We start from the raw sequence: 24,371 nt of genomic DNA, 5'->3' as shown, positions 1-24,371 counted from the left end.
ATGGCGATCGCTTTGCATCCTGGACGACATTGGTATTAGATTAAGTAAATAAGTGTAAAGAATTTCTCATCGAATCCTGAAATTCAGGGTCACTTATTAACATTTCTCTTTATTAGGGTTGAGCCAGAACCGTCGATGCTAAATTTCTATCTGCCCAAACCTGCCGCTAAATTTCTCACCTGTGTCAGTGCGTTTTTGCTGATCCTTTCGAGTTGGGCGATCGCCCCTGCTGCGCTGGCTTACGACAATCCTGAACTGTTGCCCGATACCTCCACCAACATCATCGACCTGGCAAACTCCCTCACTAGCATCCAGGAGGAGCAACTCGATGCAGAGTTAAACAGCTTTGAGGCAGAGACAGGCTGGAAGCTACGCGTGCTGACCCAGTTCGATCGCACTCCCGGTCGTGCCGTCAAAGATTTTTGGCAGTTAGATGACAGAAGCGTTTTGCTGGTCGCAGACGCTCGCGGCGGCAACCTGCTTAACTTTAGCGTTGGCGATGACCTCTACGATTTGTTGCCCCGCACCTTCTGGATTGAGTTGCAAACCCGCTACGGCAACCAGTTCTTTGTCCGAGAAAACGGGGAAGACAGTTCCATTCTCGACGCTCTCGGTTCGATCGAAACCTGTCTGCGTCAAAATGGCTGTCGGGTGGTGCCGGGTTTGCCCAGAGAGCAGTGGATTTTAACCCTAATTACTTCCGTCGTTGGTGGAGTCGTTTTTGGTTTCGCGGCTCAATCTCGTCAGCCTAATCAGGTTTTTGCGTGGCAATGGGCGCTCATCTTTTCTCCGCTCTGGGGCATCCTCTTCATCGCCTTTGGACTCGGACCAGTAATCACCCGCACTACTGACTGGTTGCCGATTGTCCGCAACATTGCAGGCTTTGCTTTGGGAGCGCTTGTTGCTTACCTTTCTCCTATCATTAACGCTTCCTCTGCCTCTGAAACTTGAGATGATTGGCAAAGTGAGCGAATGTTTGCCAGCTTACTAGTAAGCTAAGTTATGACCAGCGTAATCCAGGATAGCGATGGAATGGCACGCCACCGATGCTCAAAGCCTGCAAATTATTGACCGCGAAATAGGAGATCACGTCTTCTCGCCGTCAGAATATGAAATTGTGCGGCGAGTAATTTACACGACGGCTGACTTTGAGTACAAATCTTTAATTCGGTTCTCCGAGCAGGCGCTTCAGGCAGGAGCGGCGGCTCTAGCTGCCCGCAGCACAATTGTGGTGGATGTGCCGATGGTGCAGGTAGGCATCACTCCCAACATTCAAAACACCTTTGCGAATCCTGTTTATTGCAGCATGGAGACGCTGACTCGCCCTCAGCGTGACAAAACCCGTGTCGCTTGGGGCATCGAAACTTTGGCAAGGCGATACCCCGAAGCCATCTTTGTCATTGGTCAGGCTCAAACTGCTCTTACCGCTCTTGTGAATCTGATCGAGGCAGAAGAAATCAAACCTGCTCTAGTAATTGGTACTCCCGCAGGCTTCGTTGGCGTAGATGTAGCAGAAGAGCGGCTTAAGGATTCCTTGATTCCTCACATTCGGATTGAGGGACGCAAAGGCAGCGCGGTAGTGGCAGCGGCAATCATGAATGGGCTAGTTGACTTAGCCTGGCAAGCGTATGGCAAAGAGGGAGATGGGCTAGGTTAGGTTAATTTATGCCCTAGTAACTCATGCCCTAGTAACCGTAAGCCCCTCTTTGACGGCGCAGTTTGCGGCTAACTTCTATGAAAGAATCTCGACGTAGGTAAGGGTAGTCGCTCACCCAAAGCTCGTAGTCAGGGAAGTAGAGATCTGAAACTTTGGAAATGCGGCTGAGATCAGGGCGGTTGGAAAACACCATCATTTCGGCAATGTCGCCTGATCGAATCACGCGATGGCTGCGCTGAAGCGGCACCTGAAGCTTTGTGACAAAGCCGCTTTCATCCCCCACTGCCAGGTTGAGGCGGCGCTCCCGGTTCTCAACAATGACCAGGTCACCTCGGTTGTTGACCGTTTCCTCTTCGCCAATCAAATCTTCTGTAATGAACACATCCATCACTTCAGCCTGCAAGAAGCCGCTGTACTGATAGCGGCGGCACTCAATATTGCGGCGGCTAGCCCAATAAACTGGACTCCATAGCCAATAAAAGCCAGCCGTTACACCTGCAATAAATAGGACAATGCCAAACCCTGCTCCCAAAAGAACGTCGAGAGTCACTACAGCCACTATTGCTGCGACTGAAATCAGCAAACGCCTGAGAAAATCTGGAGCTTTGCCCCAGCAATAACGATATTGCTCCGTCGTTGCAACCATGGGAATTAGCTCTTCAAATTTTTTGCGGGTTAGAGGAATCAGCATGGAAGGTTGAAGATGCTCAATCGAATCAAGAGAAGTATGACACTGAATCGAGCCTAACATTTGCGTGATGCTCATAGCGTTGATTTCACTATCAGCTCTCCCTTGAGGGGGTGTGGGAAGCTTTTATGAGAAATTTGTAAAAGTCAAGGTAAATGTACGGAATTTTTGGACTGAATCTTCAAGTTCATTGGGGCAAAAGTTCCGTAGTTGCTGGGACGCTCTTTGCGCTCGAAAAGCTGAGAATTAGATTACTTCTGAAGAACGCATTCGGAAAGGCTGAGCAACTTAGGGGGCAATCAAGTTGTTTTGGTTTTTCTGGTTAGGAAAGCGTCCTTACAGGTGGAATGCCCGACCCTGGGGGCTTATGGGGTCGGGCATTTTTTTATTTAAAGCAATTTCTCTAACCCGTAGACTAGAGATTTAAGCTGAATCACTTTGCGAATCGACAGCAGAACTCCGGGCATGTAGCAGGCGCGATCGCTCGTATCATGGCGCAGCGTATAAATCTGTCCCGGCGCACCAAAAATCACCTCTTGATGAGCAATTAAACCAGGCAAACGAATACTGTGAATCCGAATGCCGTCTTCGGTGACGCTACCTCTGGCACCTGGCATCTTTTCTGTTTCCTTGACGCTAGGCGGGTTGTAGGGCTTGCCAAACTCTGACAGCAGTTGGGCAGTTTGGATTGCCGTCCCGCTGGGGGCATCAGCTTTTTGGTTGTGGTGCAGTTCGATAATTTCAACGTGGTCAAAATACTGGGAGGCTTGCATTGCTGCCTGCTGGAGCAGCACCATACCAATCGAGAAGTTCGGAATAATCGCACAGCCCATGCTGGACTTGTCGGCGAACTCTGCCAGTTCGTTGAGTTGCTCAGCACTTAGACCTGTAGTACCGACGACGGGACGAACACCATAGGCGATCGCTGACCGAATATTGTCATACACCACGCTGGGATGTGTGAAATCGACCATCACCCCTGGCTGCTGTTCCTGTGCGACAAATGCCAGCATCGACTGCAAATCTGGCATCACGGGCACTTCCAATTCGCCGTAGCCGATGATCTCTCCGATATCCTGACCCGCATATTGGGGATTGCGAGAGATTGCGCCTAGTAACACCAAGTCGTCGGATTGGGCGATCGCCTTCACGGTCTCGCGCCCCATCTTTCCCAGCGCCCCGTTGACAATAACTGGAATTGCAGCCTGTGCCATAACTTAAGTACCTTTCCTGTATCCCTACTAAAAACATTCTCACTGAGTGAGCTGTGTTTTGTTTACAACTTACGAGTGCTAGAGTATGCGTGGAATAAGTCAGAGCAATTAGTATCTAGTACAAGCTGTCTATCGATACCGTAGCTAGTTTACTTCCAGGGCTACCTCTTAGTGTTGTTAGCAAGTTAGAGTCGATTAAACTGCTGGGAGCTAAGGTTGTGAAACAGCTGCATCAACCCGGACACGTAATCGGCGATCGCTATCAAATAGCCTCTGTTTTGGGTCAGGGCGGAACCGGAATAACTTACAAAGCTGAAGATTTAATTTCAGGTGGCAATGTTGCAATTAAAGTGCTCTCCTTGAATCATTTAACCGATTGGAAAGCACTAGAACTGTTTGAGCGAGAAGTCAACGTTTTGAAGAGTCTGCGTCATGCAGCAATTCCAGAATATCTCAATCATTTTCAAGTTGATCTACCGGACGATCGCCTGTTTTACTTAGTTCAACAATTGGCAGAAGGGGAATCGCTTGCTGCTCTGGTTAGTCAAGGTTGGCGTACCAACGAAGTAGAAGTGAGAGCGATCGCCGCTCAAATTTTAGAAATTTTCAACTATTTGCATTGGCTAACTCCACCTGTCATTCATCGTGATATCAAACCGCAAAACATCATTCGTCGAGTAGATGGTCGGGTCTTTCTGGTTGATTTTGGCACGGTGCAATCGGCTTATCGAAATACACTAACTGCAAACACATTTGTGGGCACGTTTGGCTATATGCCGCCAGAACAGTTTCGTGGTCAAGCCTTTTTTGCCTCAGATTTGTATGGCTTGGGAGCAACTCTATTGTTTTTGCTGACTCATCGATCGCCTGCGGACTTACCTCAGCAGAGAATGCGAATTTTGTTCCGCGATCGCATTCAAGTCTCTAAGCAATTCGCTGACTGGCTAGAAAAAATGCTGGAGCCTACTGTAAAAGATCGGTTTCATTCAGCCGAAGAAGCACTAGCTGTTTTGCAACAAAAGCGACAGATTTCTCGACCACTTCCACAACTGCAACAGCAAGCAACACCTCTATCTCTACCTCCATCCCCCATCACCATTGAAGAATTGAAAGAGCTAGAGCGTAGCCGCATTCGGGTCGATCGCACTCCCGATCGCTTAATTATTGAAATTCCACCAGCCGGATTGCTCTCCATGCTCGGTGTTCGGGTTATACAAGGATTTTTTATATTTCTGATATTGATGCTAACTATCGAGATGATAATTGTAGGAGACTTGGCAGTTATCTTCTTTATCGTACTTTCCTGTCCTATCGGTTATCTGTTGCTAATCTCCTTACTTTTTGGTGTTGCAGGATATAGACAGCTAGAAATTAATCCTCAATCCTTCTGTATAAGCTGGAAGTGCTTGAACTTTGGCGATCGACAGTTTGGTTCAACAGCTGCTTTAACCGGAGCTAGTGTGGAGGCAATTCCTTATCACTATCAGAATCACTCTCCACACAGAAGTCGGCTTGTACTCCATGAGGGAGCAAACCAATATCTTTTTGGGCCTGCAACCCGCCGAGCTGAGCAAGAGTGGCTAGCCGCCGAAATTTCAGACTTCTTAACACAGTTGCGCCAATCGTTTTTTCTGAAAGAAGGCTGAGCAGACGCAAATGAGGAGGATAAGAATTAAGAGGGGCGATCGCGCTACTAAAATGACAGTTTAACTCTCGTCGCTGACGAGCCTGTCAAGATGAATTAGTAGGGCTAGCATAAGCCAGAGAAATATGGGGTGCGATCGCCTCACTTTTTGCGTAAAGACTCCCTGCCGAATCCGTCAAGAATTGATTATATTGAAAAGACTCAATTGCTTGTGGTGACTCACACTCAGTGAATGCTCCTCTAGCAAATTTAATGACTGATCGGTTTCCAGGAGGCTGACTTGTCCTTTTCCTCTGACGACTTTGCCAAAGCCCTCGAACAGCACGACTACCAGTTCCAATCAGGACAGGTGGTGCGTGGTAAAGCTTATAGCTACGAGAGCGATGGCGTTTATGTTGACATTGGCGGCAAATCCGCAGCATTTTTGCCCTTAGAAGAAGTTTCTATCAGACGGGTTACTGACCTGGCTGAAACGCTGCCGCTGCATGAAGAGCGGGAGTTCATGATTATTAAGGAGCAAAATGCTGAGGGGCAGGTAACGCTCTCGATTCGGCAGATGCAGATTAAGCAGCTCTGGCAGCAGTTTGCCGAGATGCAAGAGAGCGGCAAGACCGTGCAGGCGCGGGTAAATGGGCTGAATAAAGGCGGCGTAACGGTGGATGTGCTGGGGCTACGCGGATTCATTCCGCGATCGCACCTGATTGAACGCGATAACTTGGAATCTTTAGTCGGCAAAGCACTGACCGTTGCCTTTCTGGAAATTGACCCTAGCCGCAAAAAGCTAGTGGTTTCTCAGCGACAGGCTGCCCAAGCGGCAAGTCTGGGTCAGCTTGCAATTGGTGAGCTTGTAGAGGGCAAAATCGTTGGTATCAAGCCGTTTGGTTTGTTCGTAGACTTTGACGGCATGACGGGCTTGATTCACATCAATCAGGTGAGTAAGAACTATGTTGCCTCACTCAATGCTGGGTTTGAAGTCGGTCAGCCGATCAAAGCAGTGATTATTGACCTGGATGATGTGAAGCGGCGGATTTCTCTCTCCACCAAAGTTCTGGAAAACTATCCGGGAGAAATGCTGGAGAATATGCCGGAAGTCATGGCAGAAGCCGCAACCCGTGCTGAAAAAGCTAGAAAAACGATTGAGCAACGCGGCGTTGAAGGGGTTGAGGGTTAAACGGTCGCCTGATCGCCCACGGGAATGGTGAAGTAAAAGGTGGTGCCCTCTCCAGGCGTAGACTCTACCCAAATTTGCCCTCCGTGACGCTCTACGATCTTTTTGCTGATGGCGAGTCCAATCCCGGAGCCGGGATATTTGGTGCGGCTGTGCAACCGCTGGAAGATGGCAAAGATGCGATCGCCATATTTGGTTTCCATACCAATCCCATTGTCCTGCACGGAGAATAGCCATAACTCCTCCTTTTGAACAGCGCCAATGTGAATGACTGGGGGGCGATCGCTGCGAAATTTAAGTGCATTACCTAATAGATTCTGAAAGAGCTGGCTGAGCTGAATCGAGTCTGCCATCAGTTCAGGCAGCGGATCATGGGTGATCACAGCTTCGGTTTCGGCGATCGCCAGCCTCAGATTTTCTAAGGCCCGATCAAGGGCACTGTTGCAGTCAGTGAGGCGAAACTCCTTGCCGCGTGTGCCAATGCGAGAATAGCTAAGCAGTGCTTGAATCAACTCCTGCATCCGAACTGTACCATCCACCGCATAAGCAATAAAGTCGCGGGCATTCTGGTCAAGCTGATCTTGATATCGTCGCTCCAAAAGCTGAACATAGCTAGCCACCATTCGCAGCGGCTCTTGCAAGTCGTGGGAAGCAACATAGGCAAACTGCTCTAGCTCGGCATTCGAGCGGGCTAGCTCCTGACGCTGGTGTCTTTCTTGCTCTAGCAGTCGCACCTGTGTCAAGGCAATTCCCACCTGGTTTGCCAACTGCTGCAGTAGCTCAATTTCAAAGCTGCTCCAGACTCTGAGGCTGCTACAGTGATGCACAACCAGGAGTCCCCATAGTTCATCTTTCAAGAGGATTGGCACTACTAATTTCGCTTTGACCTGAAACTGGTGCAACCATTCAATCAAGTCAGGGGGTACGTCGCCTGTCTCAACATCATCAATTGCCCAAAATTTCCCCTGCTGATAGTGTTTCTGAAAATCCGCAGATAGCGGTCTGGGGTAGAGTGTTTTAGCTAAAACAGACTCACACCCAGCCCCCACAGCTTCCGTGATGCCTCTGCTACTTTGGCGTTCCAGCTTGTAGATCAGCACCCGATCCGCTTGCAGAATTTTTTGTACCTCCGTCACGGTAGTCTGCAAAATTTCGCTGAGACGAAGCGATTGGCGAATCTTGACGGTGATGTCAGCAAAGAGCTGCGATCGCAAATTCTGTCGCTTTAATTCCTGGGTGTTTTGGTGAGCCCTAATCAACCGTCGCACCCGCTGTCGCAGCACTGCCCAGTGGATGGGTTTAGTGATGTAATCCGTCGCGCCGACTTCAAAGGCATAGTCTACCGATTCTTGATTTTCCAGGCTGGTAATCATCAAGATAGGAATATCCTCAGTCTCCATTTCCCGAAGCTGGCGACAGCAGTCAAAGCCATCCATCACAGGCATCAATGCGTCAAGCAGCACAATTGCCGGACGAGTTTGCTCAAAAATGGCTAAACCCTCTTTGCCGTCCGTTGCTTCGGCAACTCGATACCCAGCTTGAGTCATTGCCAAACGTAGTTCTAGCCGAGTCAGCTTGTCGTCGTCTATGACCAGCACTAGGGGTGGTTCAGACGTTGCTGTCACAGTCATGTTGCCTGCTCCTGGTGGCGTTCGAGCTGTAAGGCGGATTTGACTTGTTCATAGTCTATCTTTAGCCGAGTAGCCTGGTCGCCACCCTGTGCTAAACAGTCGTTCACATTAAAATTTGAGCCGTTTTCAGAATGCCCTTTGGAGCGATTGTCAGGACTACAGTTGCGTCCTAATAGTTCTAATTCTTTACAGGCGTTGGAGAAGGCGATCGCTCCCAAGGTTGCACTGTTAGCTTTTAGCGTATGGGCAGCACGGCGCAAAGTGATCTCATCAGAGTGGGCGATCGCCGCATCAATTTCTTCTATGAGTTTTGGGGCTTCCTCTAAATAGCAATCAATCAGTTCCGTCAAAATGGCTGCACTTTGCTCCCCTGCCATTGCTCGAAAAGATTGCAGTACCTTCGCGTCAATCGTGGGCTCAGAGACAGGCAGAACAGCAGGCAGAACATGAGTTGAACCCTGCTGTTGAGTTAACACCCTGAGCAGGTCTTGCATCTGAATCGGCTTGCTAATGTAGTCATCCATGCCAGACTGTAAACATTCTTCGCGATCGCCCCGCATTGCGTTTGCCGTCATCGCCACAATTCGAGGGCATCGTTCTAGTAAATAGTTCTGACGAATAGAGCGCGTCGCCTCCAATCCATCCATCTCTGGCATTTGCACATCCATTAGCACCAGATCGTACTTCTGATCTTGCAATGCTTTTAACGCTTCTAAGCCATTACTCACCACGTCTGCCTTATATCCCAACCGTTGCAGCATGAGTAAGGCCACTTTTTGGTTTACCAAATTATCTTCAGCCAGCAAAATCTTCAGCGGATACTGCTCTGCTAAGTGCGGGTCAATCTCCAACGTCCCCTGAGATGGCTTAATCACGATAGGTTGTGTCCCCAAAACGCGGAGCAAAGTATTGTAAAGCTGCGACTGTTTCACGGGTTTGGTCAAGCAAGCAGCAAACTCAACCGCTGCCGCTGCCATGTTGTCCGGCTTACCCATCGAAGTCAGTAGCACCAGTGGCAAATGCTGATACGGGGTCTGCTGCCGAATCATCTCACCCAATGTCAAACCATCCATTTGAGGCATTTGCATATCCAAGATTGCCAAATCAAAAGGCTGTTTTGCTCCCAGAAGGGACAATGCCTCTCTAGCGGACGCAACGGCATGAACAACCATTCCCCAAGACTGGGCTTGTAGAGTTAGGATTTGGCGATTGATGGGGCTATCATCCACCACTAAAACCTGTTTGCCTGTAAGCTCCGGCTGAAGCTGAGCAATATCAGTATCAGACGTAGGAGACGAGTTAGAATCGGCGGCGGCAGTAATGGTGAAATAAAAAGTTGAACCCTGTTCCGCTAGCAGTGGAGACTCTAAGTGTTGTTGCTGCAAAGGCTGTTCTTTCCACGGCGGGTTCCACTGGAGCGGTGGATTTCCTGCCAGCTTGCCACCACTCTCTACCCACATCTGCCCTCCCATCATTTCGCTAAGCTGGTTGCTAATCGCTAGCCCCAGCCCCGTGCCGCCATACTGACGAGTAATTGAAGCATCAACCTGACTAAAGGATTTAAATAAGTGGTGCATTCGATCGGCAGGAATGCCAATTCCAGTATCTTTTACGGTAAACAGGATTTTGTGGAGAGGTTGCGGATTGGAGGTTTGGGGGTGAGGATCAGGGAAAGGGGTGACGGAGACGACTATTTCTCCGGTCTTGGTAAATTTGACGGCATTACTGAGCAGGTTGACGAGAATTTGCTGGAGTCGCGTAGTGTCTCCTAGAAGACGATTTGGGGCTTGGGGATGAACCCAGTAGGCTAACTCCAATCCTTGTTCTGCCGCTTTGGACGCTAACAAATCAAGAGAGGATTCGACGCACATCCGCAAGTCAAAAGGCTGATGTTCTAGCTCCAGTTTGCCAGACTCCATTTTGGAGAAGTCCAGAATGTCGTTAATGATAGTGAGTAGCGTGTTGCTGCTCTGGTAAATCGTCTCTAAAAACTCTCGTTGACGGGGAATCAGTCGTGTATCGAGCAACAGTTCGGTCATACCGATGATGGCGTTCATCGGTGTACGAATTTCGTGGCTCATGTTGGCTAGAAATAAGCTCTTGGCACGGGTGGCTGCCTCAGCCTCGACTTTGGCAAGCTCTAGTTTGGTATTGGTTTGAGAAAGTTCTTGAGTTCGCTCTAATAGTTCTTTTTGAGCTAGATATTGCTCGGTGATATCGTCAAACAGCCACAGACGACCCGGTACATCGCGCACCCGCGTTGGTGTGCTGGAAACACTCAGGACTTTGGGCTGGGGGTAGTCGAAGATCCAGTTCCAGTTGCGAATTGTTGCTTGGGGTTGGCTAAACAGCTTCGCTCCCTGAGCGGTAATTTCGGCGGTATTGCTTGCTTGGGTTCGCAAGGTCGCCATTGCTTGAGCAATCATGGGTGGATCGATCGCCCCGGGCGGTAACCCTAACTGTTCAGCCGCCGCCTGATTAAGCCAACTTTGTTCACCGCTTTCATCCATAAACACCACCCCCTGGTGAATGGTTTCTAGCATGGCTCCAAATCGCGCTTGCAGTTTGTCGAGGCGTAGGGTGGTGTCACAAAACTGAAGCAGCGTTCGCAGTTCGCTCAGAAGGGATGCAGTAAATTGTTGCAGATCGTCTGAGAGGTTGGTCTGACGATGCCAGATTAGCAGAATCGCTCCTCGTAGATTGTCGGAACCCTGTAGGGGCAAGATTGCTAGCGATCGCACCCCCTGAGCCAGCAGCACATGCGAAGCACCCTCAACTGCTGGATAGTTTGAATGGAACAGGCTGCGGTTTTGCTCTAGAGCAGCCGTAAATAGAGCAGGGTTGGTCAGTTGGTTGGGCAGAGCAGTCCGAGGTAAGCAAACCAGTGCCTCGGCCGTAACTAAATCAAGTTGACGCAGGGCGATTGCCGCATCAGCTCCAGTAAAGTCTTGCAACAAAGATACTGCTGTACCGATTAACGTTTCAGCCGTTCCATTTTCTTTAGGCTGAGTCAGGGATTCTAAAATTTGCTGAGAGGCTAGTTTCCACTCAACCCTGCGAAGAAACTGCCCAACGACGGTGCCAAACACTGCAACGCTGATCGGCTCAAGTAAATGGCGAGTGAGCAGTCCGTTGCTGCTTATCAACGCTGTACCGATCAGGGCGATCGCCACCCCTGCAATCACGATCAACCCTGACAGGGGTAACATGGCACAAACAAGCAGCAGCACCAGCGACAGCAAGCGTACCGTTCCCCAGCCCTCCAACATGCCCAATCCTACAAGTAGCGAACACAACGCCGCCAGAAAGGGTCGAAAAGTGGGTAGCCAGTCAGGATGATGTAGCCGCAGCCGAGACAGCAGCCACTGGAAATGTAGGTTTGGGTTCAGCTTGACAAACATGTGGCGATCGCCTTAGAAACCGTATCAGGCGCACTGAGATGCGGCAAATGCCCAGTCGCATCAATAGGAATATACTGACTTTTAGGAATATTTGCTGCCATATACTGCCCGACTTGCGTGGGCACAGCAACATCATCGCTAGATTGCAAGATGAAAGTCGGTACCTTTAGCTTTGGCAAATCTGCTCGATGATCCGACTGAAAAATCATCCGTGCTATAGCTTGGGCGATGTCTGGACGAATTGCAGCTAGCGTATTGGCAAATTCAGTGGCTAGCTCTGGTTTATCTGGGTTGCCCATGGCGATCGGTGCAAACCCACTCGCCCAAGCATAGTAATTAGAAGACATAGCTGCATAAAGTGCATCCAGGTCAGACTGCTCAAATCCACCCACATATCCCACATCATTCAAGTAGCGTGGAGACGCACTAATAAAAATCAACTTGCTAAATCGATCCGGCTCGATCAGTGCAGCCAACAAACTCACCATCCCGCTAGCGGAATGCCCTACCAAACTACATTGATTCAGCTTGAGTGCAGCGCACAGATCTAACAAATCCTCCGCATAGCCATAGAGACTGCTGTAGCGACGTGGACTGTAAGCATTGAAATCAGACTTACCAGCTCCCACATGGTCAAATAAAACAATTCGGTAACGAGTCTGAAGCTCTGGAATCTGATATCGCCACGCCGTCTGGTCAGAGCCAAACCCATGAGCAAGAATTAGAGTTTCTTCCCCATCTCCCAAAACTTTGACATTGTTGCGTTGAAGAATACTGAGTGCCATTTCTATAAACCTGAATCAATCCCTGATGCCCTTAACTGGGTAACCAATTTTTCTGCCTGTTGCTGTTCTACTTGAAGCTTTTGAAAGTTCTTCACAAACGTGCCTCCGACTCAGGTAGGTGGGTAAGCTCAGGCAAAACGGTACCAGCCGTTGGTAGATCAGCAAAAGAAGCCATTCAAGTTATCTTTGCAGCCCTTTATCTTTATTCTAGAGAGCTTGTAGAGAGCAATCTCAAAACTTTAAAGGGGTCGCTTAACCTAAATCACGTAATATTGCTTCACCCTCACAAACAAAAAACGGGAAAGCTTTCTTTTGGAAAACTTTCCCGTTTCTCCGCGTACCAAATCGAGCTAATTTATTTGACTACTCTACTTAGCAATCGTAATAGAGCGCAAACTCATAAGGATGAGGACGTAGGCGCATGGGGTTCACCTCATTGTCCAACTTATACTCAATCCAGTTCGTGATGAAGTCTTCTGTAAAGGCACCGCTGGCCAGCAAGAAGTCGTGGTCTGCTTCCAGCGCCTTGAGCGCATCCAGCAAAGAACCAGGGGTAGAAGGAATCTTCGCCAATTCTTCTGGGCTGAGGTCGTAGATGTCCACATCCAGAGAAGCACCGGGGTCAATCTGGTTCTTGATGCCGTCAATTCCTGCACAAAGCATTGCCGCAAACGCCAAATAAGGGTTGGACGTTGCATCAGGGCAACGGAATTCCAAACGCTTTGCTTTAGGATTGGTTCCTGATAGAGGAATCCGAACGGAAGCTGAGCGGTTTCCTTGGGAATAAGCCAGGTTCACCGGAGCCTCAAAACCAGGCACCAATCGCTTGTAAGAGTTGGTTGTAGGATTCGTAAATGCTAGCAGTGCGGGAGCATGCTTGAGGATGCCGCCGATGTAATGAAGCGCCATCTGGCTCAAGCCTGCATAGCCATCACCCGCAAAGAGAGGCTGCCCACCTTTCCAAATTGACTGGTGAGTGTGCATTCCAGAACCGTTATCGTTAAATAGCGGCTTAGGCATGAAGGTCACGGTTTTGCCGTACTTCCGAGCGACGTTCTTGATACAGTACTTATAGATCATCAAGTTATCAGCAGAGTTGACCAGGGTGTCAAACTTGATGCCCAGCTCACATTGTCCGCCGGTCGCGACTTCGTGGTGCTGCTTCTCAACGGGTACGCCACACTTTGCCATCGTCAGCAACATTTCCGTCCGCAAATCTTGAGACGTATCGGTGGGAGGAACTGGGAAATAGCCTTCTTTGTAGCGGGGTTTGTAGGCAAGGTTCCCGCCCTCTTCTATACGACCAGTATTCCAACGTCCTTCGATCGAATCGACGTAGTAGTAGCTGGAGTGTTCGTTTTGGTCAAAGCGAACATCATCAAAGATGAAGAATTCTGCTTCAGGACCAAAAAAGGCCGTATCGCCAATGCCTGTGGCTTGCAAGTAATCTACTGCTTTCTGAGCAATCACGCGAGGGCAGCGTGAGTAAGGTTCTCCAGTTCTGGGTTCCTTGATGCTACAGATGACGCTCAGGGTTGGCTCCTTCATGAAGGGATCAATCCAGGCAGTTTTGGGGTCAAGCACCATCGTCATGTCTGACTCGTTAATTGCCTTCCAACCCCGGATGCTGGAGCCATCAAAAGGCACACCATCGGTAAAACTGCTTTCGTCGATTTGGTCATGGTAAACCGTCAGGTGTTGCCAGATTCCTGGCATGTCAATAAACTTCAGGTCAACCATTTTAATGTCTTGGTCTTTAATCCAACTCAAGACGTCTTGCGGGGTCTGTGCCATGAATTACTCCTTGTTTCTGGGCTATCTCAATGGGGAGAGAAGATGGTCTGGCAAAAATACAGTGTGGGACGAGTACCAGGTAAGCAAAGCTATCTGTGCAGGGGAACCTAGTTTAGGGCTGAAGATGAAAGCTTTGCAGCACTGGGTTGACTCAAAAATTAAGGTCAGTATCTCCTTAAACAGCGCTGAAATCCGTATCAGAGCTAGCTTTGCTGAAGACGATGTGCCCTGTATCAATTGAGCTTTGTTACACCTGAATCATCCTAGAAACACGATTAGCCACATTTTGTATCGAAAGCTACAAAATGTGGCTCGTTGCCAAAACAAGTGCTAAGTTTTTGGACTGATTTAACTAAAAGGGAAGCAAAAGATGTAAATCGACTGGGAATCTGAAGTTTTGGGAGGCAATGGGCTGATACGGCTGCATTTCTGCCTGAAAAGTTTCGGCTTTACGTCTAATTCGTAATTTTTAGTTGCAGGATTAAGTTGAGAAGGGATGGCGATCGCCCGCTACAAAATTTAACAATCGGAACCTGCTCAATCCTAGATTCAGCCTCGGTTACGCCAAACTCAGCGTGATACACTTTATCCTGAACCTTGGAATATATAAACCTGCGTTTAAGTATAAGAATCATTGGGAGACTGAGTTCATGCGTGATGCAGTGACGAGCCTGATTGAAAACTATGACATTACAGGTCGCTATCTAGACCGTAATGCGCTTGATACCCTAAAGTCTTATTTTGATACAGGCATGGCACGGGTTCAGGCGGCTGCGGTCATTAACTCTAACGCTGCTGCTATTGTCAAGCAGGCAGGGTCACGGCTGTTTGAAGAAATTCCTGAGCTAATTCGTCCGGGTGGAAATGCTTACACCACTCGTCGCTATGCAGCATGTCTGCGCGATATGGACTACTACCTGCGCTATGCTAGCTACGCGCTGGTTGCAGGCAGCATGGATGTGCTAGATGAGCGTGTTTTGCAAGGGCTGCGAGAAACTTATAATTCCTTGGGAGTACCGATTGGCCCAACTGTGAACGGCATTCAAATTATGAAGGAGATTGTTAAGGAGCAGATTGCTGCTACTGGTGTCGAAGATACAGGATTTCTGGATCAGCCCTTCGATTACATGACTCGTGAGCTGGGCGAAAAAGACCTTTAATCCAAATTCAGTAATTTATAAAGAATGGGGTGAAGATAGGCTTCACCCCATTCTTTGTTTTTGATGATCTTTAGAGAGGACAAGCTATCGATTCAAGCTATCGATTAGAGTCTTCGTTAATCAACATAACCTTCAGGTTCCAGAACCCAAAGCCCATACCCTTTCACAGATTTTGTAATTACGGTTGCATCTCCACGGTGGCTCAGGCGAATGATCAGCTGCTTAGCTTGTTTAACATCTTCAACTACCTTAAACAGGCTGTAGTAGTTGCCGTTAAAGGCGATTGCTGCAAGGGGTTTGTCTAGGTCGGGCACGCGAATGTGACAAGGGCGATACTGGCTGCGAGAGGTCAAAATATTGTAGGACTGCTTTTGTTGGAGCGATCGCTGTGACTGTCTTAGTCTGCTGTGCACAGCTTGTAAAAGCTGGGATGGCTTAGCTTCTGGCTCCAAAATCCAAATTGCATAACCCTTTGGAGTTTCAGTAATTACACTCGTATCGCCTCGATGATTCAGCCTGTTAGCAACTTGACTAGCTCGGTTTTGGTCTTTCTCAAATTTAAAAAAACTGTAATAAGCCTGGTCGAAGAAAATCGCAGCCAAACAACGCTCTGAGTCGGGTACGTGGATATGACAGGAATGATATTGGTTACGAAACTTGAGAAATTGTATAGAAGAAGAAATAGGGCTTTGAGCGTTTAAGGCAGAGGAAAACTGCATAAGTTAAGTCGAGGCTGCTTTAAATATCTTTAGATTTATTCTTGTTTTTTCTAGACAAGTTGCCATCCGGTAAAGTACGGGATGCTAATACCAATCCCAAAAATTAGAGCTATAGATGGAAGAGCACCCCACTTAGCGGGGTGCCCTTCCATCTATAGCCTCTTCTTAGTTTGATTGTGATGAATTGGTAGTGCTATGCACAAACGCTCAAGAGACTGAGCAAAACAAAACCGTGTCGCTTGGCTGCTACACGGTTTTGCATATCTATCAAGTTAATTCAGCAGTATTTCAAAGCTCTCTCGAACGACTGCCTACTCTCTCAAAGTCTTCCTGATTCTCCATATCCTCTACCACAAACTGTCCATCTAGGTCAGATGGGGTTTGAGGCATCTGCACAGGGATATCCGCTCCGTTAATGATCGCGCCCAAGAAGCGTACATCATCAGAATCCATAAACTGTTCGATTGCCTCAGCCAAGACTCCGTCTTCGGTGTAACCTGGGCGAGTCACGAGAACCATGCCATCAGCGTAAGGCTCTAGCAGCAAAGCATCATTGTATCGGCTCAACGCGGGCGTATCTAGAATAACCAGATCAAATCGACCTCGGACATCTTCTAGCACCCGTCGCATTTCAGTTGACTCTAGAATAGCCGCTGCTTGGCTTTGGGCACCCGGACTAGGCAGGATGTAAAGATTCTCGATCTCTGGCACCAGTCGAATGCAATCGCTCAAGTGACCGTAGTAGCGTAGCGGTTCGACCACACTTTCTGGGTCTGGTACTACTTTCAAAGACTTAGCCTGGGAAGGCGATCGCAAATCTGCTTCGATTAGGAGGGTTCGTTTGCCTGCTCTTGCAGAGGCGATCGCCAAATTGTAAGCGCTGACTGTCTTACCTTCACCATTCAGCGTACTGGTCAGTAAAACCATCTTCAGGGCTCTTCCACCAGCAGCTCGTCGGAGATTTCCACGGAATCGTTCGTAAGGTTCAATATAGGGAGAGTTAGCATTAACGACCAAAGGCAACCCATCTCCCTCATCAGGGATAGCAGGCAGCAAGCCCAAAATCGGCACTTCTTGCTGCCGCAAAGATGCCTGCAAATCTTGAAGCGTATGGAACGTTGCGTCCAGGGAGTCCAGCAGCAGCACCAAACCACCACCAACCAGGAGACCTACAAAGGCTCCTACCGCCAAAATTACTACACTATTGCGTCCTTGATCCTCAACCAGTCCAGGTTGTGCAGGTTGAGCAATGACTAAGTTACCAACTGTTTCTTTCTCAGCAATCGTAGCGTCTTCTAACCTAGCTTGAATTTGGTCATAGAACGATTTGGTCAGAGCCACTTCTTGCTGAAGTCGTGCTTGCTCAAGCTGTTTGTTAGGAATGCTAGTGTACTCCTGCCTCAACTCTTGTTCTGAAGCAGTCACAGCAGCAAGCTGTTGCTGCAACGTATCTCGCTGCGTCTGTAACCCTACTAAAGTGTTTGCTAACTGTTGTCTTGCTGGGTCAAGGCTGCTGTCCTGCCTGATTTGGCTGGTCGGTAGAGGGGCTGCAATGTTATTGCCACCAATCACCTCTGCAACCCGCTGTCTAAGTAACTGATCATAGGCCTGCTGCTGATTTCGCAACGCCACCATATCTGGGTGTTCAGCCCGAAGGCGCTGACTCAAAATCGACATCTGAGTCTCATTTTGGTATATTAGCGTCCGCAAGTTGGCAATAATCGGGTCAGCACTGAGAGCAGAAGAAGCATACGCCTGATCAGGAGAGAGTCCTAATCTGCCTTGCAAACTCCGAATTTGGGCATCAATGCCTTGCAACGTCAAGCGAATCTGGCGCTGCTGTTGCTGGCTACCTGTAATTCCGCCAATTAAAGCTCCGTCCTGAGCTGCTTGAATCGCCGGGCCTTCTTCGCGAACATATCTCTCCAAGTTCTGCTCAGCGGTTCTCAGGTCTCCACTAACCTCTCCCAACAGCTGATTCAGGTTATCAATGACGTTACTGAGCTGCTGTGTATTAAATAGACGGCTTTGCTCAACCATTGCCTCCATCAGGAGGTTGGCAGTTTGCTCTGCCAATTCCTTGTCAGAAGACTGGTAAGACACCAATACCTGGAATACAGCGTCTTCCCCTTCCTCCTCAGGATTGACCTGGACGATAGCATTCTGCCGAATCTCCTCACGAGAAAGCTCCACCTGCTGTGCAGTTAATTGCTCTTCTGCATAACCGACTACGTAATCAGACAGTAGCATTCTCCCCGTCAGAGCTTGCCCCTGCTGCTGTAGGGCTGTACCCGTTGTAGAGAAAGTGACAGGGGGAGAACTATAGGTTAGAACACCCTCGGCTACATGGCTAACAGGAGGTTCTGGCTGGAGAGCAGCGACACCCGATAAGCCAAGGACGACAAGAAAGCCTGCAAGTCCAGCCCATTTGTGCCGATCCAGAGCTACGAGATAACGTTTGACGAGGGGAGGGGTCATGGCAGTAGGAAAGAATCGAAACGGTTAAACAAGCTTTGGGTCATTAAACTCTAGCATCAGGAATAGAAGATGGCTCTAGTTGTCATCATCGTCGCCAGGACCGAATAGGTCGTTCGCTCCATCAGCTAGTGAATCAAAAAATAGTAGGAATCCTAGAACATCTCGGAAAGGTTGCGTGACAGTATTAAGCGCATAGGTAATACGACTCACAAAGTTTCGACCTACGACAATAACGTCGTTGTTTTCAAGGGGGGGATCTTGGGATGCATTTCCTAATAGAGCTTCTTTCGCATCCAACTCTTGGCTGATCGCTCTGCCTTGTTCAGGGTCAAATCGAACTAGGGCAACTTCACCTAGGTCTGCGGTGCTTGGACTGACGCCAATAGTAGTTAGAGCATCCAGGAAGTGACTGCTGCTGGGTAGAGTAATGCTACTGATGGCTCCGGGTACTGCCCTTCCTCCGGCCGAGTAATTTAGAACACGGACGACGATTTGCTGTTGAGAGATCGTGGAACGGGCGATGAGGTTTCGATCGTAATCGGCGATCGCATCCGATGTCAGGGTTGGAATAATAATTGAATCGCCATCCGCTAACCTTACATCCGGAACACCATTAGCTTCTCGTAAGGGGGTGTAGAGATCAATATTCTGTTCAACTACCGATCCATCTGTCAAGGTACGTCGAACTCTGACCGTTCTCAAATCAGCTAGTCGAGTTGTGCCTCCAGCCGAGAGCAGAGCCGTTGTAAGTTGAGGCGCTGCTAAAGGATAAACCCCTGGTCTAACGACTTCGCCGGTGATGGTAACTTCAACAGGACGTTGGGTCGTTAAAATCAAATCAACCTGAGGGTTGATGACGTAGCGATTTAAAGCTGTTTGAATTCTATCTGTAGCTTGTTGAAGAGTTAACCCTTTCAAGGAAAGTACGCCCGCCAAAGGGACGATAACGTTACCTTCTAGGTCAAGCGTTACTTGAAAGTTAAGCTCTGGATAGAAGGGTAAAGTTGCAGCAACTGCATCTCCTGGTCCAAGACGGTAGGCATCAAATTCGGGGGAGAGTTGATTGAGCGGGACGCCTGAATCAGTTTCAGGATCCGGATTTAGAATTTCTCCACGGTCTATGAGCCGCTCTCTTGCTTCCTCTAAAAGTTCTTCAGCATCCGGATCAGCACTGGTAGACGGCTGCTCAGATTGAGTTTGACCGAGTGCGACAAGGGAGGAAGTGCTAGAGTCAATGACCCAGAACAAAACAGCGCTTGAAAGAACTGAGGCTAAAGAGTATAAGCCAACAAACGCCAGGGCAGTAAAACGACGAATAGGTTGATAAGGTAAGACTTGAGGCATGGGTCTTAACAGGATTAGGCTCCAGCTATGAGCTTGTAGGTTTATAAACTAGAAAGATTTAGAGTGTTGCATCAAAAGACTGGTTCGCATGGTCTTGGTTCCTGAGTTGTCAGACTTCAACAACCACAGTTGCCTGAATCATGATTCCGCACTCAAAGCGTTCTGCATAAGCGCTGACTGCACAGTTTGACCTAAAGTGATTGCCAAGGTTCTAACTTGCTCAATATCCCCTAAAGGCTGAATCGGAATCAGAATGCTGACTGCAACCCAGGGCATTCGATGGCGATTACGCCATTGAGAGCGTTGATCAGCCCAAAACCAGTGGCTAGGAGCCGGATTACCACCATCTGACCAGGCGTACCATTGCAAAACTGCATAGGTTTGTCTCTGGTTCCAGCCTCTCAAAAAGCGAGCCTCAACTTGAGCAGATTTTATTGAACTGCTATCAGAGAGCTGTCCTGACGGTATTTGCGCTTCAAATTTGATCTGACGCTTTGAATCCGCAGTCCACCGTTGCACCCCATTAATATCCATCCACTCTACCTGCGGTTGGTCGCGCTGCCAAGTCTGAGGGCGCAGCATGAGAAATATAGGTGCTTGAGAGCTAGTTTCAGTAACAACTTGATTGGTAGGAGCGATCGCCTGGACTGACCAATCTTGTCCGCCAATCTCAACGGTTTCCTGGTTAAGAGTTTGCCATTCAGGTAAAACAAGCCCTTCTTGCTCAATTGCTCTAAGCTGCTCTAATCTTGGAACTTCGGGTAAACCTTTCCAAACCCAACTCCCTGTGAAGTAAGTGGAAATGGCAGGAATAGCAGCGATCGCCAAAATAAACAGAATTACTAGCATTCTGAGAAGCTGCGATCGCGGGGAAGTCTTGGAAAGGGACAACATAGCTCAAAATTAACCTAATAAGTTCATATTCCGGCATATCTGGCCAAATCGGTAAGCTTAAGATTCTGCAGCATCGACGATATCAGAATCATCAGGAATCCAGGCTTCAATCCCTCTCAACAGAAAAACTAACAGTCCCAGCATTGCAGCCGAGTAGAGATCACCTCCCCACCCTTCATGCAGCCATGCGAAAGCCTGTTCCCTACCAGTGCCATGAAAGAAGGTCAGCAACGTATTGCGAAAAATATTGGCACTAACGCTAACAAAAATGATTCCCGCGAAAAACCAGAATGTCTTGGCACGAGAAGCTAAAGCGCCTGTCCAATGAAGCAGAAGCAAACCTACATAGAGGCTTGTGAACAGCATCTTTAACCCAGCACAATAAGGAGCAACTTCAACGATGCGATTGTTGACGAAGAGATAAATTTGGTCAACCCTAACATCCATACCAATTTGTTGCAGAATAAAGCCTGCTGTCCCGGCTATGAAGCTTTGCAGCGGTAGAGTGTAAGGCGCTAATAGGTAAGGAATTTCGGTTGGAGTTGCTAGAAATACGAGCAGTAGGGGAAATGCTTGGAGTCGTAATCCTGGCATTCCCTTCAGCCAGAGACAAAGCCCCGTCAAAATGATAGGTAAGGAAAGATTGATTAAGTCAGTCAGGTTGCTCCGATAACAGGCAACTCCTAGCAGCAACAGAACGATTCCAGCTAAATGGGGCGTGTCAGATGATTGCTGCCAGCGGTTGCGGTTGCTCCAAGCCAGATAGGCTGCAAAGGGTAGACCGATCAAGCCGTGGCTAAAATATTCGTGCTCAATGCTGATACTTTTGTTGAGCCACCCATTAACCCAGTGGAGTAGCAGGGGGACATACATGAGCAGCAGTAACCCCAGTACAGCTCCACTGAGGGCATAGCGTCCGATCGGTAGGGGAAGTTGATGCCTGATTTGCATAGCTTATCCTGGAACCAGTGAACTATGAGGTTGAACGGGGGGATGAAAGACTAACGGTGCAGGAGTTTTGATTAACTCCTCAATTGCGTTAATGACTTGATTCACTTGGCTGTTGCTAAGACCGGGGTACATAGGCAGCGAGAGAATTTGCTCACATAGCCCCTCGGCATGAGGAAAGTCACCCAATTTATAACCTAAATATTGGAAAGCAGGTTGAAGATGACAGGGCAGAGGGTAGTGAATTCCGGTTTGAATGCCTCGTGCTGCAAGCTCTGTTTGAAGAGTAGAACGATCGATAGGGCAATCTTCAGTGATGCGCACCACGTAAAGATGGTAGACGTGTCCACCGTCGCTTAAATTCTTGATGGGGACGATACCTTGCGATCGCAATGGGCTGAGTAGCGCATCGTAATGTTGTCCAATTTGGTTGCGATCGCCATTCCACAGCGGCAGATGGGGCAGCTTAACGTTCAACACAGCTGCTTGCAGAGTATCTAGACGACTGTTGGTGCCGTAGTCAGTGTGGTAGTACTTGCGCGGCGCGCCGTAATTGCGCAAAGACTGCATGGTTTGAGCGACCAATTGTTCTTGGGTGACTAGCATTCCCCCATCTCCCATCGCTCCCAAGTTTTTGCTGGGATAAAAGCTAAATGCAGCCGCAATCCCTACAGACCCCGCCCGATATCCTTCACGCTCAGCTAAGTGTGCCTGTGCCGCATCTTCAAAAATTAGCAAGTCATAACTGCTAGCTAAGTCCAACAATTGGCTTGGGGAAACCATCTGACCATATAGGTGAACTGGAACAATGGCTCGTGTCTTCGGTGTAATCGCTTTCTCGGCTGCTATCAGGTCAAGTAGAGCTGTCTCTGGATCGCAATCTACTAAAATGGGCGTTGCGCCGCTGCGTAGAACTCCAATTAGGGTAGCGACAAATGTATTGGCAGGTAAGATCACTTCGTCTCCCTGCCCAATGCCACAAGCCTGTAGACCTAAAGCGATCGCATCCGTGCCGCAGGCGACCCCAACGCCGTACTTAGCTCCACAAGCAGTCGCAAAATTAGATTCAAATTCCGTCACGGCTTTGCCCATGACGTAATCGCCCCGTCGTGCAACGTTCAAGATCGCATCTTCTAGTTGAGGTTGAATTGGCTGATGCTGAAGTGTCAGGTCAACAAACGGAATCTCTGCGATCGAATTACTCATGTTGAGCGAAGGGGATGAGGTAAGAGTGGGAGTTTGCACAGTAGCGATGGGGTGTAGATACAAAAAGGCTCTAATTCAGTTTTGGTCGATTTTTGCCGACTTGAACACCGTAGAAGCTTGAAGAGTGTGTGAAGGGAAGCTTGAAAATGGAGGCTTTGATGCCAACTCAGGAATTAAATTCTCTCCAAAGTGCTTAACTACAAGGAGGCTGTGCAAGCAAAAAATTTATAAAGATAGCATTCCCACTTCGCTGTTACACAAGTGGGGGAGTGCAGGTGAAATTCAGGCTGTCAGTGACAAAATTGTGCTCATAGCAGAAAGTAGCTGTACTTTTACAGTCAGCTTTTACCAGAATTGTTTGGGCATTCAAATCGTTGCTTTGAAGATGAACTTGGAGTAAACAGAATCTTTAAACTTTGAATCACCTCTAACAGCTGCAAAGACTTTTGAATTTAGGGCAGTGGATTAAAGACAGGTTAAAGGTGAATTAGGGGCGATCGCCCGATCGTTCAGGTAAAAATGACAGAAAGCGCTGTAGGGCAGGTTGTCTGGAAATTTCTTCTTTCAACTTTGTTTCTTGAGGAGAAAGTACCTCTCGACTTCTTTCGCGCTCCAGAAGATTTAGATAAGTCTCAAGGTCTTTGAAATTCCAATATGGCTCAAGTTTCTTACCAAAGTAATCAATTGAGCTGCTTACTCTTTCTGAGTCATTGCCGTTAATCTCTGCTAATAACGTTGCAACACGAGTAGGAGTTTCAAAATCTTCACTAGAAGCTATTCCTTCTTCAAGCGATAAAACGGCGTATGCTAAATCTTTTTCTACCTTGTCGGGTTCGCTTTTTAGCTGTAGCTTGTACCGATCTAATTCGTATTGAATTCCATCGATTGCTTTACTGACAAGGGTATATTTTCCGTAGCGCAAAGGACTCTCTTCACTATTCGTGTTAGCAGTGATTCTGCCTGATGCATATAGGCAAACGTCTTCTTCTAAAACTCCTGAATAAGGCTTTTGATTAGGTTTGCTAAACAGTTGCCAAAGTCCTCCGGCGACCTTAGCACCAACCTTGACATACGGAAAAATGATTGGAAAAACCTGACTAGCTTTAGTGATTGCAGTTTCTTGAAAAAAGCCTTTTAGCTTGCTGCGCTGGTCACTGTCTAGATCGTCAATCTCTAAAATCTCTATTCCGACGAGGAGGGTTCCTTCCTGATAGCTATTGCAGGAAAAGATAACTTCAGATGGAAAATCATCCAAAACTTTGCCACGCTCCACATTGTTTTCGTAGTAGTGGATGCGCTGAATTTTAGGTTGTCCTTCTAAATGGGTGTTGGAAAGGATAAGTAGGTCATTATCTTTACCATCGCCGAGAGATAATTCCTCATCATAATTCTTCGTTACCCTGGCGGTTTTCAGCTTGATGTTGAACTGCTTCCCGACAGTAATTTGATTGTCTAAGTAGCCTGTAGCTTGGGATTTATCATAGGTGTGAAACAGTTCCTTTGAGCTGTGAGGCGTAAACCACTCTGTTTCAGCCACTGTTTTGCTCCTAAAAATTGAGCTTGATAAATTTCAGTACTATCACCCCAACCGAATCTAACTTTTATACCTTAGAAACAAGCAGCTACTTATTAAATTGAA

Annotated in this window: 18 protein-coding genes; 5 read left to right on the top strand and 13 right to left on the bottom strand. The window is 48.2% G+C overall.

Annotated features, from left to right (window positions below):
* The first annotated feature begins 135 nt into the window (after window positions 1–135).
* Complete coding sequence (locus H6F93_RS26370; RefSeq protein WP_190645154.1) at window positions 136–951, top strand: TPM domain-containing protein; 816 nt, start codon at window positions 136–138, stop codon at window positions 949–951.
* A 76-nt stretch (window positions 952–1,027) separates the two neighbouring features.
* Entirely contained in the window at window positions 1,028–1,657 is a 630-nt protein-coding gene (locus H6F93_RS26365; RefSeq protein ID WP_190645155.1) for a precorrin-8X methylmutase, read from the top strand.
* Between the two features lie 28 nt (window positions 1,658–1,685).
* Here the strand turns inward: H6F93_RS26365 and H6F93_RS26360 are convergent, their stop codons facing one another.
* Window positions 1,686–2,423 carry a DUF8619 family protein gene (locus H6F93_RS26360; RefSeq protein ID WP_242042487.1) on the bottom strand — a complete coding sequence of 246 codons (738 nt, stop codon included), beginning with the start codon at window positions 2,421–2,423 and terminating at the stop codon, window positions 1,686–1,688.
* Window positions 2,424–2,734: 311 nt separating this feature from the next.
* The gene (dapB, locus tag H6F93_RS26355) at window positions 2,735–3,559 is read right to left on the bottom strand and encodes a 4-hydroxy-tetrahydrodipicolinate reductase (RefSeq protein ID WP_190687409.1); all 825 of its coding nucleotides are present in this window, start codon (window positions 3,557–3,559) and stop codon (window positions 2,735–2,737) included.
* 218 nt (window positions 3,560–3,777) lie between these two features.
* Between dapB and H6F93_RS26350 the strand changes: the two genes are divergently transcribed.
* Both H6F93_RS26350 and H6F93_RS26345 read left to right on the top strand, forming a co-directional pair.
* Entirely contained in the window at window positions 3,778–5,205 is a 1,428-nt protein-coding gene (locus tag H6F93_RS26350; protein WP_190687407.1) for a protein kinase domain-containing protein, read from the top strand.
* Window positions 5,206–5,484: 279 nt separating this feature from the next.
* Window positions 5,485–6,375 (top strand): S1 RNA-binding domain-containing protein, encoded by an 891-nt coding sequence (locus H6F93_RS26345; RefSeq protein ID WP_199314052.1) that lies wholly within the window; start codon window positions 5,485–5,487, stop codon window positions 6,373–6,375.
* Here the strand turns inward: H6F93_RS26345 and H6F93_RS26340 are convergent.
* The 4 genes from H6F93_RS26340 to glnA form a co-directional block, all read right to left on the bottom strand.
* Window positions 6,372–8,003 carry an ATP-binding protein gene (locus H6F93_RS26340; RefSeq protein WP_190687404.1) on the bottom strand — a complete coding sequence of 544 codons (1,632 nt, stop codon included), beginning with the start codon at window positions 8,001–8,003 and terminating at the stop codon, window positions 6,372–6,374. The genes H6F93_RS26345 and H6F93_RS26340 overlap by 4 nt on opposite strands.
* On the bottom strand, window positions 8,000–11,404 hold the full coding sequence (locus H6F93_RS26335; RefSeq protein ID WP_199314051.1) for a response regulator: 3,405 nt from the start codon (window positions 11,402–11,404) through the stop codon (window positions 8,000–8,002). Before H6F93_RS26335 ends, H6F93_RS26340 begins: the two co-directional genes overlap by 4 nt.
* Complete coding sequence (locus tag H6F93_RS26330) at window positions 11,389–12,189, bottom strand: alpha/beta fold hydrolase (protein ID WP_190687399.1); 801 nt, start codon at window positions 12,187–12,189, stop codon at window positions 11,389–11,391. The genes H6F93_RS26335 and H6F93_RS26330 overlap by 16 nt, the downstream gene beginning before the upstream one ends.
* Window positions 12,190–12,561: 372 nt before the next feature.
* Window positions 12,562–13,983, bottom strand: coding sequence for a type I glutamate--ammonia ligase (gene glnA, locus H6F93_RS26325; protein ID WP_190645162.1), 1,422 nt, complete (start codon window positions 13,981–13,983; stop codon window positions 12,562–12,564).
* A 650-nt stretch (window positions 13,984–14,633) separates the two neighbouring features.
* On the opposite strand from glnA, the gene apcB reads away from it, so the two are divergent.
* Window positions 14,634–15,143 (top strand): allophycocyanin subunit beta, encoded by a 510-nt coding sequence (gene apcB / locus H6F93_RS26320; protein WP_190645163.1) that lies wholly within the window; start codon window positions 14,634–14,636, stop codon window positions 15,141–15,143.
* A gap of 116 nt (window positions 15,144–15,259) precedes the next feature.
* Here the strand turns inward: apcB and H6F93_RS33535 are convergent, their stop codons facing one another.
* From H6F93_RS33535 to H6F93_RS26285, 7 genes are all read right to left on the bottom strand, one after another.
* Window positions 15,260–15,862 carry a hypothetical protein gene (locus tag H6F93_RS33535; protein ID WP_199314049.1) on the bottom strand — a complete coding sequence of 201 codons (603 nt, stop codon included), beginning with the start codon at window positions 15,860–15,862 and terminating at the stop codon, window positions 15,260–15,262.
* Between the two features lie 288 nt (window positions 15,863–16,150).
* Window positions 16,151–18,340 (bottom strand): GumC family protein, encoded by a 2,190-nt coding sequence (locus tag H6F93_RS26310; RefSeq protein ID WP_190645164.1) that lies wholly within the window; start codon window positions 18,338–18,340, stop codon window positions 16,151–16,153.
* A 75-nt stretch (window positions 18,341–18,415) separates the two neighbouring features.
* Window positions 18,416–19,684: a polysaccharide biosynthesis/export family protein gene (locus H6F93_RS26305; protein ID WP_190645165.1), complete on the bottom strand. Its 1,269-nt coding sequence runs from the start codon at window positions 19,682–19,684 to the stop codon at window positions 18,416–18,418.
* A gap of 138 nt (window positions 19,685–19,822) precedes the next feature.
* Window positions 19,823–20,578: a cyanoexosortase B system-associated protein gene (locus H6F93_RS26300; protein ID WP_190645166.1), complete on the bottom strand. Its 756-nt coding sequence runs from the start codon at window positions 20,576–20,578 to the stop codon at window positions 19,823–19,825.
* A gap of 57 nt (window positions 20,579–20,635) precedes the next feature.
* Window positions 20,636–21,529 (bottom strand): cyanoexosortase B, encoded by an 894-nt coding sequence (crtB, locus tag H6F93_RS26295; RefSeq protein ID WP_190687396.1) that lies wholly within the window; start codon window positions 21,527–21,529, stop codon window positions 20,636–20,638.
* Window positions 21,530–21,532: 3 nt separating this feature from the next.
* Window positions 21,533–22,771 carry a DegT/DnrJ/EryC1/StrS family aminotransferase gene (locus H6F93_RS26290; RefSeq protein ID WP_524538020.1) on the bottom strand — a complete coding sequence of 413 codons (1,239 nt, stop codon included), beginning with the start codon at window positions 22,769–22,771 and terminating at the stop codon, window positions 21,533–21,535.
* Between the two features lie 448 nt (window positions 22,772–23,219).
* Window positions 23,220–24,269 carry a hypothetical protein gene (locus tag H6F93_RS26285; RefSeq protein WP_190687394.1) on the bottom strand — a complete coding sequence of 350 codons (1,050 nt, stop codon included), beginning with the start codon at window positions 24,267–24,269 and terminating at the stop codon, window positions 23,220–23,222.
* Window positions 24,270–24,371 lie beyond the last annotated feature (102 nt).

This window comes from Leptolyngbya sp. FACHB-671, from assembly GCF_014695745.1.
Classification (GTDB): Bacteria; Cyanobacteriota; Cyanobacteriia; order Elainellales; family Elainellaceae; genus JAAUTN01.
This window is presented reverse-complemented; position numbering and strand designations above follow the sequence as displayed.

Coding starts and splice junctions, on each gene's coding strand:
- H6F93_RS26370 (WP_190645154.1), top strand. CDS start 136: ATGCTAAATTTCTATCTGCCCAAACCTGCCGCTAAATTTCTCACCTGT.
- H6F93_RS26365 (WP_190645155.1), top strand. CDS start 1,028: ATGGAATGGCACGCCACCGATGCTCAAAGCCTGCAAATTATTGACCGC.
- H6F93_RS26360 (WP_242042487.1), bottom strand. CDS start 2,423: ATGAGCATCACGCAAATGTTAGGCTCGATTCAGTGTCATACTTCTCTT.
- dapB (WP_190687409.1), bottom strand. CDS start 3,559: ATGGCACAGGCTGCAATTCCAGTTATTGTCAACGGGGCGCTGGGAAAG.
- H6F93_RS26340 (WP_190687404.1), bottom strand. CDS start 8,003: ATGACTGTGACAGCAACGTCTGAACCACCCCTAGTGCTGGTCATAGAC.
- H6F93_RS26335 (WP_199314051.1), bottom strand. CDS start 11,404: ATGTTTGTCAAGCTGAACCCAAACCTACATTTCCAGTGGCTGCTGTCT.
- H6F93_RS26330 (WP_190687399.1), bottom strand. CDS start 12,189: ATGGCACTCAGTATTCTTCAACGCAACAATGTCAAAGTTTTGGGAGAT.
- glnA (WP_190645162.1), bottom strand. CDS start 13,983: ATGGCACAGACCCCGCAAGACGTCTTGAGTTGGATTAAAGACCAAGAC.
- apcB (WP_190645163.1), top strand. CDS start 14,634: ATGCGTGATGCAGTGACGAGCCTGATTGAAAACTATGACATTACAGGT.
- H6F93_RS33535 (WP_199314049.1), bottom strand. CDS start 15,862: ATGCAGTTTTCCTCTGCCTTAAACGCTCAAAGCCCTATTTCTTCTTCT.
- H6F93_RS26310 (WP_190645164.1), bottom strand. CDS start 18,340: ATGACCCCTCCCCTCGTCAAACGTTATCTCGTAGCTCTGGATCGGCAC.
- H6F93_RS26305 (WP_190645165.1), bottom strand. CDS start 19,684: ATGCCTCAAGTCTTACCTTATCAACCTATTCGTCGTTTTACTGCCCTG.
- H6F93_RS26300 (WP_190645166.1), bottom strand. CDS start 20,578: ATGTTGTCCCTTTCCAAGACTTCCCCGCGATCGCAGCTTCTCAGAATG.
- crtB (WP_190687396.1), bottom strand. CDS start 21,529: ATGCAAATCAGGCATCAACTTCCCCTACCGATCGGACGCTATGCCCTC.